14 protein-coding genes are annotated in these 14,450 nt (G+C 66.9%); 5 read left to right on the forward strand and 9 right to left on the reverse strand.

The window, feature by feature from the left end; translation table 11 throughout:
- Both ABEA07_RS16230 and ABEA07_RS16235 read right to left on the reverse strand, forming a co-directional pair.
- A partial coding sequence (locus ABEA07_RS16230; protein WP_345539105.1) for an aldehyde dehydrogenase family protein occupies window positions 1–1,417 on the reverse strand: 1,417 nt, incomplete at its 3' end.
- A gap of 28 nt (window positions 1,418–1,445) precedes the next feature.
- Window positions 1,446–3,119, reverse strand: a complete 1,674-nt coding sequence (locus ABEA07_RS16235; protein ID WP_345539106.1) for a GMC family oxidoreductase — start codon at window positions 3,117–3,119, stop codon at window positions 1,446–1,448.
- A 245-nt stretch (window positions 3,120–3,364) separates the two neighbouring features.
- Between ABEA07_RS16235 and ABEA07_RS16240 the strand changes: the two genes are divergently transcribed.
- Together ABEA07_RS16240 and ABEA07_RS16245 are read left to right on the forward strand one after the other, a co-directional pair.
- Window positions 3,365–4,450, forward strand: coding sequence for an amidohydrolase family protein (locus tag ABEA07_RS16240; protein WP_345539107.1), 1,086 nt, complete (start codon window positions 3,365–3,367; stop codon window positions 4,448–4,450).
- A gap of 184 nt (window positions 4,451–4,634) precedes the next feature.
- A complete protein-coding gene (locus tag ABEA07_RS16245; protein ID WP_345539109.1) occupies window positions 4,635–5,444 on the forward strand; it encodes a Bug family tripartite tricarboxylate transporter substrate binding protein in 810 nt (269 codons plus the stop codon).
- Between the two features lie 42 nt (window positions 5,445–5,486).
- Here ABEA07_RS16245 and ABEA07_RS16250 read toward each other — a convergent pair whose 3' ends face one another.
- From ABEA07_RS16250 to ABEA07_RS16270, 5 genes are all read right to left on the reverse strand, one after another.
- The gene (locus ABEA07_RS16250) at window positions 5,487–6,263 is read right to left on the reverse strand and encodes an SDR family oxidoreductase (RefSeq protein WP_345539110.1); all 777 of its coding nucleotides are present in this window, start codon (window positions 6,261–6,263) and stop codon (window positions 5,487–5,489) included.
- A gap of 23 nt (window positions 6,264–6,286) precedes the next feature.
- Window positions 6,287–7,405 carry a CapA family protein gene (locus ABEA07_RS16255; RefSeq protein WP_345539111.1) on the reverse strand — a complete coding sequence of 373 codons (1,119 nt, stop codon included), beginning with the start codon at window positions 7,403–7,405 and terminating at the stop codon, window positions 6,287–6,289.
- A gap of 63 nt (window positions 7,406–7,468) precedes the next feature.
- Window positions 7,469–8,641, reverse strand: coding sequence for a lactonase family protein (locus ABEA07_RS16260; protein WP_345539112.1), 1,173 nt, complete (start codon window positions 8,639–8,641; stop codon window positions 7,469–7,471).
- Window positions 8,642–8,653: 12 nt separating this feature from the next.
- Window positions 8,654–9,067 (reverse strand): Zn-ribbon domain-containing OB-fold protein, encoded by a 414-nt coding sequence (locus ABEA07_RS16265; RefSeq protein ID WP_345539113.1) that lies wholly within the window; start codon window positions 9,065–9,067, stop codon window positions 8,654–8,656.
- 4 nt (window positions 9,068–9,071) lie between these two features.
- On the reverse strand, window positions 9,072–10,241 hold the full coding sequence (locus ABEA07_RS16270) for a thiolase domain-containing protein (RefSeq protein ID WP_345539115.1): 1,170 nt from the start codon (window positions 10,239–10,241) through the stop codon (window positions 9,072–9,074).
- A 122-nt stretch (window positions 10,242–10,363) separates the two neighbouring features.
- Here ABEA07_RS16270 and ABEA07_RS16275 point away from each other — a divergent pair, with 122 nt between their 5' ends.
- Window positions 10,364–10,591 (forward strand): rubredoxin, encoded by a 228-nt coding sequence (locus ABEA07_RS16275; protein ID WP_345539117.1) that lies wholly within the window; start codon window positions 10,364–10,366, stop codon window positions 10,589–10,591.
- Window positions 10,592–10,700: 109 nt separating this feature from the next.
- On the opposite strand, the gene ABEA07_RS16280 is transcribed toward ABEA07_RS16275, so the two are convergent.
- The gene (locus tag ABEA07_RS16280; protein WP_345539118.1) at window positions 10,701–11,021 is read right to left on the reverse strand and encodes a LysR family transcriptional regulator; all 321 of its coding nucleotides are present in this window, start codon (window positions 11,019–11,021) and stop codon (window positions 10,701–10,703) included.
- A gap of 455 nt (window positions 11,022–11,476) precedes the next feature.
- Window positions 11,477–12,457 carry a Bug family tripartite tricarboxylate transporter substrate binding protein gene (locus ABEA07_RS16285; protein ID WP_345539119.1) on the reverse strand — a complete coding sequence of 327 codons (981 nt, stop codon included), beginning with the start codon at window positions 12,455–12,457 and terminating at the stop codon, window positions 11,477–11,479.
- A 140-nt stretch (window positions 12,458–12,597) separates the two neighbouring features.
- Between ABEA07_RS16285 and ABEA07_RS16290 the strand changes: the two genes are divergently transcribed.
- A complete protein-coding gene (locus ABEA07_RS16290) occupies window positions 12,598–13,758 on the forward strand; it encodes an MFS transporter (RefSeq protein WP_345539120.1) in 1,161 nt (386 codons plus the stop codon).
- A 72-nt stretch (window positions 13,759–13,830) separates the two neighbouring features.
- A partial coding sequence (locus ABEA07_RS16295) for a porin (RefSeq protein WP_345539121.1) occupies window positions 13,831–14,450 on the forward strand: 620 nt, incomplete at its 3' end.

Genomic DNA, 14,450 nt, shown 5'->3' on the forward strand with positions numbered 1-14,450 from the left:
TCTCCCGGCCGATGCCGCTCTGCTTGAAGCCGCCCACCGGCATGTGCTTCAGGATCGAATCGTCACGGTAGCCGTTCACCCACACCATGCCCGCGCGCACCTTCGTGGCGAAATCCATGGCGGTGGAAAGGTTCTGCGTCCAGCACCCCGCCACCAGGCCGAAGAGCGTGTCGTTGGCCAGTGCGATGCCTTCCTCGACGTCTTCGAAGCTCAGGATGGCGAGCACTGGGCCGAAGACTTCCTCGCGCGCGATGCGGGAATCGGGCGAGACCTCGTCGAAGACCGTCGGCTCGAAGAAGAAGCCCTGGGCGAGGTCCTCGCGCGCGGGGCGCTTGCCACCCGCGAGCAGGCGCGCGGAGGCCTTGGCCTCGTGCACCATGGCCTCGACCCGGCGCAACTGGTCTTCCGTGACCAGCGGGCCGCAGGTCGTTCCCTCCGCCAGCGGATCGCCCATCTTCGTGGCGGCCACGTGCGCGAGGAGGTGCTCGACGAACTCGGCTTTCACCTGCTTCTGGACCAGCACCCGGCTGCCGGCCTGGCAGGACTGGCCGGCCAGCCGGACGATGCCTTTCGCGACCGAGGCGGCCGCGACGTCGAGCGAGGGCGCGTCGGCGAAGATCACCTGGGGCGACTTGCCGCCCAGCTCCAGCTTGACCCGCTTGAGGTTGTTGGCCGCGGCACGCATCACCGCCTTGCCCGTATTGGAGGAGCCGGTGAAGGTCACCATGTCCACCTGGTCGCTGCCGGCGATGGCCTGCCCGACGACCGCACCGTTGTCGATCGCGCTGGTCACCACGTTGAACACGCCCGGCGGCAATCCGGCCTCGTGCAGGATGGACGCGAACCGGATCAGCGCGCCCGGCGACTGGTGGCCCGGCTTCACGACCAGTGTGCAGCCCACCGCCATGGCCGGGCAGCACTTGTGCGCCACCGAAAGGGGCGTGTTCCAGGCGGTGAGGGAGCCGACCACGCCCACCGGTTCCTTCGCCACGATGCCCACTGCGTCGGGATGCTGGCCATACACCGCCTCGTCGCGGCGGCTGACGATCAGGTTGGCATAGAAGTCGAGCGTGTCGGCCGCACCGAGCACGAACTTCAGCTGCTCGGGCCGGGGCTGACCCACCTCGCGCGCCATGATGCTCGAGAGGTCGTCCCGCCGCTCGCGCAGGAGCGCTGCCGCACGCTTGAGTACGGCGGCCCGTTCGGCGGCGGGCCAGCGCGGCCAAGGGCCGGTGTCGAAGGCGCGGCGTGCTGCGTCGATCGCCTGCCCGGCATCGCTCGCATCCGAATCCTGGTAGATGCCTGCAACGCTCTGGTCGTAGGGGCTGAGACGCTGGTAGGTCTGGCCGCTGGCGGCCTCTCGCCATTCGCCGTCGATGAAGTTGCGCTGGATGGCCTGGTCGGGCATGGTGGGCATGGTCGTCTGATGGAAGAGTCGGGATCGCTCAGGCCGAGACGGCTTCGCGGCTCGGGCGCTTGAGGGCCTGCGGGGTGCGCGGCGGTGCAGCCTCGGCATCCGCGAGCACCATGTCCGCGCACTTCTCGCCGATCATCATGCAGGGGATGCTGGTGTTGCCGGAGATGATCGTCGGCATGATGGACGCGTCGGCGATGCGCAGGCCGGCGATGCCGTGCACCCGCAGCCGTTCGTCCACCACGGCCATCGGGTCGCTTCCCATCTTGCAGGTCCCCACCATGTGCTGGGTGATGTTGCCGCTCTTGCGGACGAACTCGAGGATCTCTTCGTCGGTTTCGATCTGCGGGCCCGGCTGCATTTCTTCCGCGATGGTTTCCTTCAAGGGGGAGGCATTCACGATCTCACGCGCGCGCCGGACCGCGAGGATCGCCGTCTTGCGGTCGTAATCCGTGTCGAGGAAGCGATAGCTGATCAGCGGCGCCGCGAAGGGATCGGACGAGCGCAGGTGGATGCTGCCCGTGCTTTCCGTTCTCTGGCCGTGGGAATAGACGAAGAACCCTTCGGTCTTCGCCATCCGGCGGCCCTGGCCGCCCTTCAGGTCGATGATGTACGGGTTGACGATCATCATGATGTCCGGCTCGCCGACCTCCGGCCGGGACTTGGCGAACACGCGCAGCGATCCGTTGCCCTGCGCGATGAAGCCCTTGCGGAAGAAGACGTACTTCAGGATCTCGAGCAGCAGCCCCCAACTGCGCCCGCGCTGCGCGAGCGACAGGCCAGGACGGTTGAAGCGCCACTTGAGGATGGCGGCATAGTGGTCGCGCAGGTTCTCCCCGACGCCACGCAGTTCGTGCACGGGCTTGATGCCGTGCCGGCGCAGGATGTCGGGGTTACCGATGCCCGAGAGCTCGAGCAGCTTGGGTGAATTGGCGGCGCCGCAGGACACGATCACCTCGCGCGTGGCGCGGGCCTCGTGCAGCGCGCCGTCTCGCCGGAAGCGAACGCCGACACAGCGCTTGCCCTCCATCATCAGGGAGGTCGCCTCGGCGCCCTGCAGGATCTTCAGGTTCGGTCGTTGCCGGGCAGGGTAGAGATACTGCGTGGCCGTGCTCTGGCGCCGGCCTCGGTAGCCCGTCTGCTGCGCCATGGCGACGCCTTCCTGCGAGGCGCCGCTGTAGTCCGGGTTGTGCGGAATCCCCACCGCCTGCGCGGCCTCGATGAACAGGTCGTAGAAGGGCGAGAGCTTGCTCATCACGGTGACCTTCACCGGGCCGGTGCGGCCCCGGAATTCGTCGGTGCCGATATCGGTGTTCTCGATCTTCTTCAGGTAAGGGAGAACGTCCTTGTAGCTCCAGCCGGGGCAGCCACGTTCGGCCCAGGTGTCGTAGTCGATCCTCTGGCCGCGGTTGTAGATGATGCCGTTCAGCGCGCTGCTCCCGCCCAGCAGCTTGCCCCGTGGAACGTAGATCGGACGGCTGCCATGGCTTTCGTGCGCTTCCGATTCGTAGCGCCAGTTGGCCGCCGGGTTGTCGATCAGGTACACCACGCCGCCCGGCGGAATGGTCCAGATGTAGTTGGCGCCCTTGTCACCGGCCTCCAGGCAGAGAACGGTGTATTTGCCGTTCTCGCTCAGGCGGCTGGCCACCACGCCGCCGGCCGATCCAGATCCGATCACGATGAAGTCATATGTGGTGCTCTGCATTGCTCGAAGTCTCCGGGGGCCGAGTTGCCGGCCTGCAGTCCCGGATGGTAGCAGCGGTTCCGGTAAATGCAAAGCGTTCCGTACATCGGAACAGTATCGAAGCGCACCAAAGGCCGGCCGTATGGACGTCTGCACGCGACTGGTGCTAGCATGCAGTTCCATGCATCGTATTTGGTTCCGATAAATGAAACTTCGTGTGCTTGGCCGCATGGCCTCTTGCCGGCCGGTTGATGCGGTCTGAGCCCGTGCCCGAAGCAATCCGCCGGGGCGTCCCGCCCCACTTCTTCATCGACGAGCAGTGGCTCGGCGCGCAGAGCGAAGACGTCATCGAGCCGGAGCTTCCCATCATCGACGCGCACCACCATATCTGGTCGCGCGCCGCGCCGTACCTGGTGCCGGAGCTCGTCGGTGATCTGGCCTGCGGCCACAACCTGCGCGGCACGGTCTACGTGGAGGCCGGCTTTGCCTGGCGCGAGGAGGGCGACCCCCGCTTCGCGAGCGTGGGCGAGGTCGAGTACGCCAACGGCGTGGGCGCGTTGTTCGCGAGCGGCCATCACGGCGCGGTACGCGCCTGCGCCGGCATCGTCGGGCGGGTGGACCTGACCCTGGGGAGCTTCGCCGGCAAAGTGATGCGGGACTGCCTGGCGCGGGCACCCGACCGTTTCCGCGGGGTGCGCCACATGGTGGCCTGCGACCCGGACCCGGCCGTCAGCAGGCTGCCGAAACCGCCGCCGCCGGACCTTCTGCTCGACAAGCGCTTCCGGGCCGGTTTCGCCGAGTTGGCGCCGCTCGGCCTTTCCTTCGACGCCTACTGCTACCACCCGCAGCTCGCGCAGTTGATCGACCTGGCCGATGCGTTCCCGGACACGCGCATCGTCGTCGACCACATCGGTGCGCCCCTGGGCGAGGGTTCCTACGCCAGCCGGCGTGATGACGTGTTCAGGCACTGGCGTGCCGACATCACGGCCTTGGCGCGGCGGCCCAACGTGCTGGTCAAGCTGGGCGGCCTGTGCGGAAGGATCGCGGGGTTTCCGTTCATCGACCGCGATACGCCACCGCGGTCGGAGGAACTGGCAGCGGCCTGGAGGCCTTATCTCGAAACCTGCATCGAGGCCTTCGGTGCACAGCGCTCGATGTTCGAAAGCAACTTTCCGCCGGACAAGGCGGGCTGCTCGGCGCGGGTGTTGTGGAACGCCTTCAAGCGGGTCGCGGCGCACTGCTCGGCCACGGAGCGCGCCCAGTTGTTCGCAGGCACGGCGCAGCGAGCCTACCGCCTGCCGGCATCACTGCTGCCAATCACTTCACCTCGCCAACAGGAGACAACATCATGATCAAGAGCTTTCGAGCCGCCGCGCTTGCCGCGCTGATGGTGCTGGCCGGCGCGGGCTTGCCTGCGGATGCGCAAGTACGCTCAACCGACTTTCCCGGCAAGCCGATCAACGTCGTCGTGGGGTATCCGGCCGGCGGCCCGACGGATGCGCTGATGCGCGCGCTGGCGCCTCGTCTCGCGAGCGAGTGGAAGCAGCCCATCGTGATCGACAACCGGCCGGCGCCAACGAGGCCATCGCCGCGCAGTTCGTCGCCAGGGCACAGGCCGACGGGCACACCCTCCTGCTCGCGACGGAGGTGCCGCTCACGCTCAATCCGCACCTCATGAGCGTGCTCAAGTACGACCCGCAGAAAGACTTCGCGCCGGTGTCCCTGCTGCTGCGCTCACCGCTGGCGCTGGTGGTGCCGCAGTCTTCCCCCGCGAAGTCGCTCAAGGACTTCATCGCCCTGGCCAGGTCGCGCTCGTCGGCAGGCCCGCTGGCCTACGCCTCCGCCGGGCCGGGCGGTGTGCTGCACCTGCCGATGGCGATGCTGGCGAAGCAGAACGGCGTGGAGATGACCCACGTGCCGTACAAGGGCGTCGCCCCCCTGCTGACCGATGTCGCTTCCGGCCAGGTGGACGCCGCCTGGGTCGCCGTGGCGGGCGCCGCCCCGCTCATCCGCGACGGGCGCATCCGTGCGCTGGTCGTCGGCGCGCCATCGCGCGTGAAGGCGTTGCCGGAGGTCCCCACCTTCGCCGAAGCGGGCGTGGCGCCGGTGCAGGCGGACTTCGTCTTCGCCTTGCTGGCACCCGCCGGCACGCCGGCCGCGGTCGCGGAAAAGATCGCGAGCGCCATCCGCAAGATCTTGGCCGAGCCGGAGTTCCGGGACAAGAATCTCGATCCCTTCGGCTACGTCATGGTGGCATCGTCCCCTGCCGAACTGGGCCGGTACATTGCGCAGGACCGCGCGACCCAGGCCGAGCGCGTGAAAGTCGCGGGCGTGAAGATGGAATAGCGGCGCGCTGCTCGACCGCGGCCGCTGTCCGACGCGGCGCGGTCAGATCAAGGCGCCGACCATGCCGCCTTCGACCAGCACCGTGGAGCCCGTGATGAAGCCTGCCTGGCGGGAGGCCAGGAAGGCGACCGTGCCGGTCACTTCCTCCTGGGCGCCCATCCGGCCCAGGGGTGTGAGCCGCTTGCGCGCCTCTGTCTGCGCCGGCGTGTAGGCCGCGCCTCCGACGCGGTGCGAGGTGTCGATCAATGCCGGTGCCACGCAATTGGCCGTGATGCCCTGCGCCCCGAGTTCGTTGGCCAGGTGCTTGACGTACGCTGTCATGCCGGCTCGGAACACGGTCGACAGGGCGTGGTGCGGCATGGGGGACTTGACCGACGCCGAAGTGATGGCCACAACACGTCCCCAGCCGCGGCCCAGCATCAGGGGCAACAGCGTCTTGGCGACCTGGATGGCGCTCCAAAGCTGGTTGTTGTAGGCCTCGTGCCAGCGTGCTTCTTCCGTTTCCTCGAGCGTGGCGCGCAGCGGATTGGGCGCGCGCCCGGTGTTGAGCACCAGGATGTCCAGCCCGCCGAAGGCCTGCTGGACGGAGGCGCGCAGTCGCTCGACGTCCTCCGATGACAGCATGTCGCCGCTCACCGGCAGTGCGCGGACGCCGTGCTGGTCCTCGATCTCCGCGGCCACGGCCTGCAGCTTGTCCGCCGAGCGCGCGAAGAGCACCACGTTCGCGCCTTCGGCCGCCAGGGCGTTGGCGATGTTGCGGCCCATGCCCGCACTCGACGCGGTGACGAGCGCCACCTTTCCGCGTATTCCCAGATCCATGTGCTTGCCTCCGATGAATCGCGTCAGGATGCCAGGACCGTGACGTCGTCGCCATCCACCTGGAAGCGATGGGGCATGTCTTCCGAGGCCCATTCCAGGTAGTCGACGACCTTGGCGAAACGCGGGTCGTCGCGGCGCAGCACCTCGGGCCTGTATTGCTTGTCGAAGCTCATCGGCAGGAAGGCGACGCGCTGGATGCCCTCCTTGCTGAATTCCGCCTTGGCCAGCAGCGCCAGCGTGCAGTCCTTGCCATAGGGCATGAGCGGGTGGGCCGGGTCGAGGTCGGTGTGGTTGCGCACCGACCCGTGCGCCCACGCGGGTTCGCTCCACGACGGCGCGGCGAAGGGCTTGGTCATCGCGAACACGCCCACGCTGTAGAAGATGGTCTTGCCCTTGTACACCTCGATCGCCTTCGGAATGTGCGGCGAGTGGCCCACCACCAGGTCGGCGCCCGCATCGATCGCGGCATGGGCCACGGTCACCTGGTAGTCCGAGATGATCCGAGGCAGGCGGATGACGCCGGCATGGTAGGCGAGCACCACCACGTCGACCTCGCGGCGCAGTTTGGCGATGTCCTCGACCAGCATTTTCAGGTCGTCCGGCTCGGGCTCGGTGCGGATGCGCACGGGCGCATGCGGGCCGTGCGTCTCGAAGGAGGTCTTGACGCGCACCTGCGCGACGCCGGGCTTGTCCGGGCCTGGGACGCTTTCCGGCTTGCCCACCGAGGTGTAGCCCAGGTAGCCCACACGCACACCGTTGCGCTCGAGGATGGCCGGCCGCCGGGCTTCCGCCAGGTTGCGGCCGCCGCCGGTGACCTGGAGTCCTTTCGCGAGCAGCAGTTCGCGGGTGTCCACCAGTGCGTCGGGGCCGCTGTCGTAGCTGTGGTTGTTGGCCACGGTGATGCCGTCGAACAGGCCGCTGGTGAAGATCTTCGACATCTCGACGGGCTGGTTCACCTGGCGCGCATGCTCCGTGAACACCGCGCGCGACGAGAAGGTGCGCATGCAGTTGACGAAGCGCAGGTCGGCCGTCTCCAGCACCGGGCGGACGAGCTCCGTATAACCTTCGATGGGAAAGCCTTCGTCGCGGCCATGCGCGGGGCCGCAGTCACCGGCGACCAACAGGGTGGAAAGTTTGGACACGTGGGGTCTCCTTGGAAGATGGGTTGTTGACAGGTTCGATCTGCACGGGGTTGGGGACGGATGTCAGGCCAGGGCGACGATCCCCATCCAGAACTGCATCTGGCCGCCGGGCGTCTCGACGTCGTACTTGCGCACGAAGGAGAGCCGTCCGTCCGCTCCAATGCGGAAGACGGAGAGCGCCGCCGGCACCTCGCGCAGGCCCGTGCCGTCGCGCAGGCCCAGGGGCTTGATGCTGGCGCTGATCAACAGCCGTCCGTCGGGGTCGCAGGCGAAGGTGCGCACGTGGAAGGACTGGGTATCCGCGTGCTGGATGAGCGTGGGCTCTCCCGTCGTCGCGTCGATCGCGTACACCGCGATGTTGTTCTCTCCGCCGGTGAACACCTTCCTGCCGTCCTCTTCGGTGCTGTCGTCCGCGCGGTTCGCGACGAACACCCATTTCCCCGACGGGTGCACGTGGATCGGGCCGGCGATCTGCCGCGGCCGCGTGTGGGCCGGGTCGGCCAGGGTCTCGCGCGTGAATGCGGGTTCGGCGTCCAGCACGTCGTCGCGGAACCTGAACATGTAGAGCCGGTTGGTGCGCTCGTCCGAGGCATACAGCCAAGGCTGGGTGGGGTGGAAGGCCACGTGGCGCGGACCGAAGCCGTAGCCGCCGCCCGGCGCGACCACCTGGCCCGGCGAGAGGATGCCGTCGTCGAAGCGGAAGGTCCGCAGCGCGCCGGGGTCCTCCGGCCTGTCATCTTGCGCCTTGTTGCCGCGATCGACGATCAGGGCCGTGCGCCCGGAAGGGAACACCATCACCTGGTGCGGATAGATCCCGTAGTCCAGGCCGGCCTGCTGCTGCTCGGCGCCCACGGAGCCGTCCGCCTCGATGCGATGGACGCTGATCCCGCCGCCCTGGAAGTTGTGGCCGTTGAGCGCATGGCGCCCCGTCGGGTCCACACACATGTGGACGGCCCGGTGTGCCAGCGGCCGTGCCTGGCCGAGCGCCGACAGTGCGCCGTCGGGCGCGATCGTCCACGCGCTGACGTGGTTGATGTCGGAGGGCACGCGGGGGCCGCCGTTGCTGGTGGTGGCGTAGAGGCAGGGCAGGGAGGGATGCGGCCAGGCGTACTGCACCTTGGCCGGCATGCGGACGGTGGCGCGGCGCGTGAGCGTGGCGGCATCGATGTCCAGGTCGTAATGCGTCAGCGCATCGCCGACGGCGCTGTACAGGGCGGCTGAGCTTGGCGCGGGCATGCGTCGGCTTCCTCAGGCGCCCGCGTCCACCGGCGTGAACATCGGGATGGCGGCGCCGTTCTCGGACGCCTTGAAGACCAGCTTCACGCGCCGGCCGATCTTCACGGCGTCGAGGTCGGTATCGACGATGTGGGTCATCATCGTCGGACCTTCGTCCAGGGTGACATAGGCGATGCAGAAAGGGGCTCCCGACCCGCGCCGCGTCACGCTGAAGGAATAGATCTCACCGGTGCCGGCGGACGCGGCCCAGTCCACCTTCCCGCTCCAGCAGAAGGGGCACAGGCTTCGGGGGTAATGGTGGAACTGGCCGCAGTCCTGGCACTTCTTCAGCAGCAGGCGGCCTTCCGCGGTGGCCTCGAAGTAGGGCGCATCTCCCGGGTTGAGCAGGGGGTCGCCGATCTTGCGGTCCTGGTAGGGCGTGGGCATGGCGTTACTCTCTTTCCATGATCAGGGTGGCGGCTCCATGGCGGTGCCCGATGGCACCGCCGATGGCGTTGGCCAGGGCTAGCCGGCAATCGGGCACCTGCACGCGCGGGTGGGCCTCGCCGCGCAGCTGCCGCACCGCTTCGATCACCTTGGTCATGCCGCCGCGATTCGCCGGATGGTTGTTGCACAGGCCGCCCCCGTCGGTGTTGAACGGCAGCTTGCCCACGCCGGAGATGAGGTTGCCGTCCGACACGAAGCGGCCGCCTTCGCCCTTCTTGCAGAAGCCCAGGTCTTCGAGCTGCAGCAGCACGGTGATGGTGAAGCTGTCGTAGATGGACGCGTAGTCGATGTCGGCCGGCGTCACCCCGGCCTCCTCGAAGGCGCGCGCGCCGGTCCACGCGCTGGCGGTGTAGGTGATGTCGACCTGGCCGCCCATGTGGTGCTGGACGGACTCGCCGGTGCCGGTGATCCGGACCACGGGGCGGCGCAGCGATTTCGCGATCTCGGGCCGCGCGACGATCAGCGCGCCGCCGCCGTCGCTCACCACGCAGGCATCGAGCCTGTGAAGCGGGTCGGAGATCATGGGAGAGGCCAGTACATCTTCCACGGTGACCACGTCGCGCAGCATGGCGTGGGGATTGTGCTGCGCATGATGCGAGGCGGCCACCTTGATCCATGCCAGCTGCTCGCTGGTGGTGCCGAAATCATGCATGTGCCGCATCGCGCACATGGCATACAGGTTCAAGGGAACGGGGCTGTAGGGCAGCTCGTATGGCGCATCCGGCAGGTTGACGCCCCGCACGCGCACCTGCGTGCCGGAACTCCCCTCGGAATTTGGCCGGCCTGCCAGCGTGATCAGGGCGACATTGCATTTGCCGGCCGCGATGGCCTCGGCGGCGTGGGCGACGTGGATCAGGTAGGAGCAGCCGCCCATGTCCGTGGAATCCAGATGCCGGAGCTTGCGCAGGTTCAGGTAGTTGGCCATCGACCAGGCATTGGCGCCGGGCGCGTCGCCGGCGCAGTAGAAGGCGTCGATGTCGTCATGCGACAGGCCCGCATCGTCGATCGCGCCCTTGGCGACCTCCGCGTGCAACTGTGCGACCGAATGGTCCGGCGCCTTGCGCAACGGATGCTCATATGCGCCCACGATGCAGGCTTGGCCACGGATGCTCATGCTGGCTCCTTTTTTCGATTCGGCATGCCACTCAATAGTTCCAATGAGTAAAACCGATGCTGTAGAATAAAACCAATGATATCATCGACCCAGACGCCTGGCGTCCTATTCGAGAGATCAAGATGACAGATTCCACTTCAGCAGCGAGCACCAGCACGGCCGTGCTGGCTGCTTCACCCGCGGACTTCAAGGTCTGGGCCTGTGTCCTGTGCGGCTTTCTCTACAGCGAGGCGGAAGGGCTGCCGGACATGGGCATCGCCCCCGGGACGCGCTGGGCAGACGTGCCTGACAGCTTCGTGTGCCCGGACTGCTCGGCCACCAAGGTCGACTTCGAGATGATCGAGATCTGATGCGATCGCCGCCGGCCGAAGAGTGCCGGGGCCAGGGATGCAGTGCGTCCGTCAAGCCTTGACGGATTGCGCTATCGACGCGCCGCCCGTCACCGCGCGGCCGGCGCATTCACTCCGCATCTTGTCGTGCTTCCAGCGCCGCCGTGGCGAGCTCGGGCGCTGCGAGTTGCCCGTGCAGCAGCTGCAGGCTTTCCAGGATCAGGGCGCCATGGCGCACCAGCAATTCGCCCGCCGCCGTGATGCGCAGACCTCGATGATCGCGTACGAAAAGGCGCTGGCCCAGCGCTTCCTCGAGTGCGCTCAACCTTTCGCTGGCCGCTGAAACGGAACAATGCGCGCGCCTCGACGCCGCGGAGAGCGAACCGGTCTCCGAGCACAGCACGGCCAGCCGCAGCGAAACCAGGTCAATTCTTGCGAGATTGAATTGCATGCCGCGGCGGGTCGGGTTCGAGGGCGCAGGGGCTGCCCTTGCTCATCAGCACAGCTCGTGGCTGCTGGAAGGTGGTGGTGGTTGCGGCGCCCGCGCGGGGATGTGCCAAAGGCAACGGGGGCGGGAGATCCGCTCCATGGCGGGCTCTGACTTGCTGAAGGCAACTGCGCAGAAAGGCCATTTGGTGCTCCATGTGGAACCGCGCCGCGTGTCAATGCGGCAATCTCAATCCAGGTTTCTTTTCAAAAGACCAGTTCCAAAAAAAGAAATGGCTTCGGGCCGTTTTGCGCTCCCGCGCACCGCCGTCGAGTCTAGGCGGCCCTGGCTTGCAGGACCAGCACACCGGCGATGCGCCTATAACCACCAGTTATTGCAAGCGCGCTCCGCATGCGCGCAGGTCGTTGACAACGCCCCACGCCAATGCGGTTCCCGTCGACCATCGAGGCTTTGTGGGGCTACTCGGTGAGCTTCACGAGCTTGCCGAAAGCCGCCCACTTGTCGATGTCGGCCTGGATGAACTTGCGCAGCCGGTCCGGAGAGCCGACCTCGGGCTCGAAGTTCAGGTGCTCCCGCAACTGCTTGATGACCGCGGGATCGGACGACACCTTGTTGATCGCGCTGTTCAGCTTCGCGACGACGTCCGAAGGCAGTCCGATCGGCCCGACCAGGCCGTAGTAGCTGTAAGGATCAATGCCCTCGATGCCCTTGAAGTCCAGTTCCTTGAGTGACGGAACGTCGGGCAGGCTCTTCAGCCGATGCGAACCGGTCACGGCCAGCGCCTTGACCTTGCCGGACGAGATCGATGCCATGGCGCCCTGCGCAGGCGTCAGCCCGAACTGGACCGTGCCCGCGTACATCTCACGCATGATGTCGGCGTCGGCCTTGAAGGGAATGTGCGCCATCTTGATTCCGGTGACCTGCTTGAGGTACTCGGTCTGCAAGTGACTCGCCGAGCCGACGCCCGATGAAGCGTAGTTGAGGGTTCCCGCGGAGGCCTCCGGCAGCCGCGCCAGCTCACGCAGGGAGCCGACCTTCAGCTTCGGACTCACCAGCACGACGCCCGGGGCGGTCGCCATCAGGCCGACCATGCTGAAGTCCTTCAACGTGTTGTAGCTCAGGTCGCTGCGGATGGCCGGCAGCTGCGAGAGCGCGCTGGCGGTGCCCAGATACAGGGTATAGCCGTCGGCCTGCGCGGCCTGCAGGGCCCGGATGGCCACCATCTGGCCCGCGCCGGGCTTGTTGTCCACGATCACGGGCGCCTTCAGGATCTCCGACATCTTCTGGGCATAGAAGCGGGCGACGACATCGGTCGATCCTCCCGGTGCGAAGCCCACGAGGATCTTGATCGGTCGGCTCGGGAAGTCGCTCGCCATCGCTGCAGGGGCGAGCGATGCGGTCGCGAGTGCAACAAGAAGCTGTCGCCTGGTCGTATGCATGGGAGATGTCTCCTTGGGGAAATCGTGGGAGGGGTCGCATCGCGACGTGAAGTGAACCTGGCTAGAATCTTAGCAAAGTTTTGATGAATAGTATAAGTTCCATTCAATGGAACACCAGCAAACCCTTGTCAAACGTTCCCTTGTCGTACCTGATCGCCGCCCACGTCGGAGTGCACTCCGCGATGGCGGGCCTGCGCATGGCGACGCCGCTGCTAGGCCTCTCCCTGGGATACGGCACCGACGTGGTGGGTTACCTGGTCGCGCTGTTTGCCGTTTCGCAGATCGTGCTGGCGATTCCCGCAGGGCGGTTTGCGGACCGACATGGCCTGAGACTGCCGCTCTCCTGCGCCGCCATGATGGCGTCGGCCGGGACCGGTCTCGCGGTGGCATGGCCTGCGTTGCCGGCGCTGTGCATCGCCGCGCTGTGCCTGGGCGGCGCCGTGGGCCTGTCGCTGATCACGCTGCAACGCCACATCGGCCGCACGTCGGAATCGGAGGAGCAGCTGCGGCGAGGGCTGGCATGGCTGTCCATCGCGCCGTCGATGTCCATCTTCGTCGGCCCGCTGCTGGCAGGTCTGGTCATCGATGCGCTGAGCTTCCGTGCGGCGTTCGCGGTGCTGGGACTGCTGCCGCTCGGCGCGTGGCTGGCAGCACGCCGCTCGCCTGGCCTGCTCGCAGGCCAGGCGCAAAGGCAGCGCAGCGGCTCGCCCTGGTCGCTCTGGCGGAAGCCGGCATTCCGGGACCTGCTGCTGCTCAACTGGCTGATGACGGCCTCCTGGGACCTGCATGGATTCATGGTGCCGGTCCTGGGTCATGAGCGCGGGCTCAGCGCGAGCTGGATAGGCATCCTGCTGAGTCTCTTTGCGTTGGCAGCGACCTTCAGCCGTCTCGCGGTGCCTGCGCTCGCGCGCCGCGCGCCGGAGTGGATGATCGTCGCTGGTGCCGTCACCCTGGCGGCGATCATCCTGGGCGTCTATCCGCTCATCGGCAATGTGTTCGTCATGGCCTTGTGCTCGTTCTTGCTAGGAGCACTGCTGGGGAGCATCCAGCCTTCCGTGATGATCCTGCTGCACAGGATCGTCCCCGCGCACCGGCAGGGCGATGCGATTGCGATGCGGTTGATGATGGTCAACGCGTCGGGCATATCGATGCCGCTGCTGTTCGGTATCGCCGGTGCATGGATCACCGTGGCCGGCGTGTTCCATGCCACAGCCGCCATCGTGACGCTGGGCGGCTCCATTGGACTCGTGCGCGGCCGCAGGCTTTCGACATTGCCGAAGGCTAGCAGCAACCCTGAGTGATGCGATGAATGCGGCACCTAGCATTTCCGGGCTGTGAACACTCATACAGCCATCACTCTCATCAAAATACCCATGCGGAAATCCATACTCTCACTGGCGACACTGGCTGTCGCATCGTCGGCCTCTGCGCAATCGTCCGTCACCTTGTTCGGCGTGGTCGACGTCGCCGTCAGCCGTTACAGCGTCAAGAGCGAGTGGTACAACAACACTGCCAATCCCTTCCTGCTGCCGCCGGTGGGGCAGCCGGACAGCGTCAAGAGAAGCCAGACCGCCTTGTCCCAGGGCAACCTGGCCACGAGCCGCCTGGGCTTCCGCGGCACCGAAGACCTCGGCGGCGGCCTTGCCGCCAGCTTCTGGCTCGAAGCTCCGATCACACCGGACGACGGCGCGCGTGGCGTGCAGACTTTTGCACGCCGGTCCACCGTGAGCCTGTCCTCGAGCTCGCTCGGTGAGCTTCGGCTCGGACGCGACTACACCCCTTCGTTCTGGAACGACACCGTGTTCGATCCGCTGGGTGGCGTGGGCACCGGCATCAGTTTGATCAACTCGGTCTTCCAGAACCTGGCCAACGTGCGCGGCGCGGCCACGACCACCAACCCCGGCACCATCAGCCTGGGCGGCTCCGACTCCTACGTTCGTACCAGCAACACCATCGGCTACTTCCTGCCGCCCAACCTCGGCGGCATCTACGG

This window comes from Variovorax defluvii (assembly GCF_039541515.1).
Taxonomy (GTDB): Bacteria; Pseudomonadota; Gammaproteobacteria; order Burkholderiales; family Burkholderiaceae_C; genus Variovorax; species Variovorax defluvii.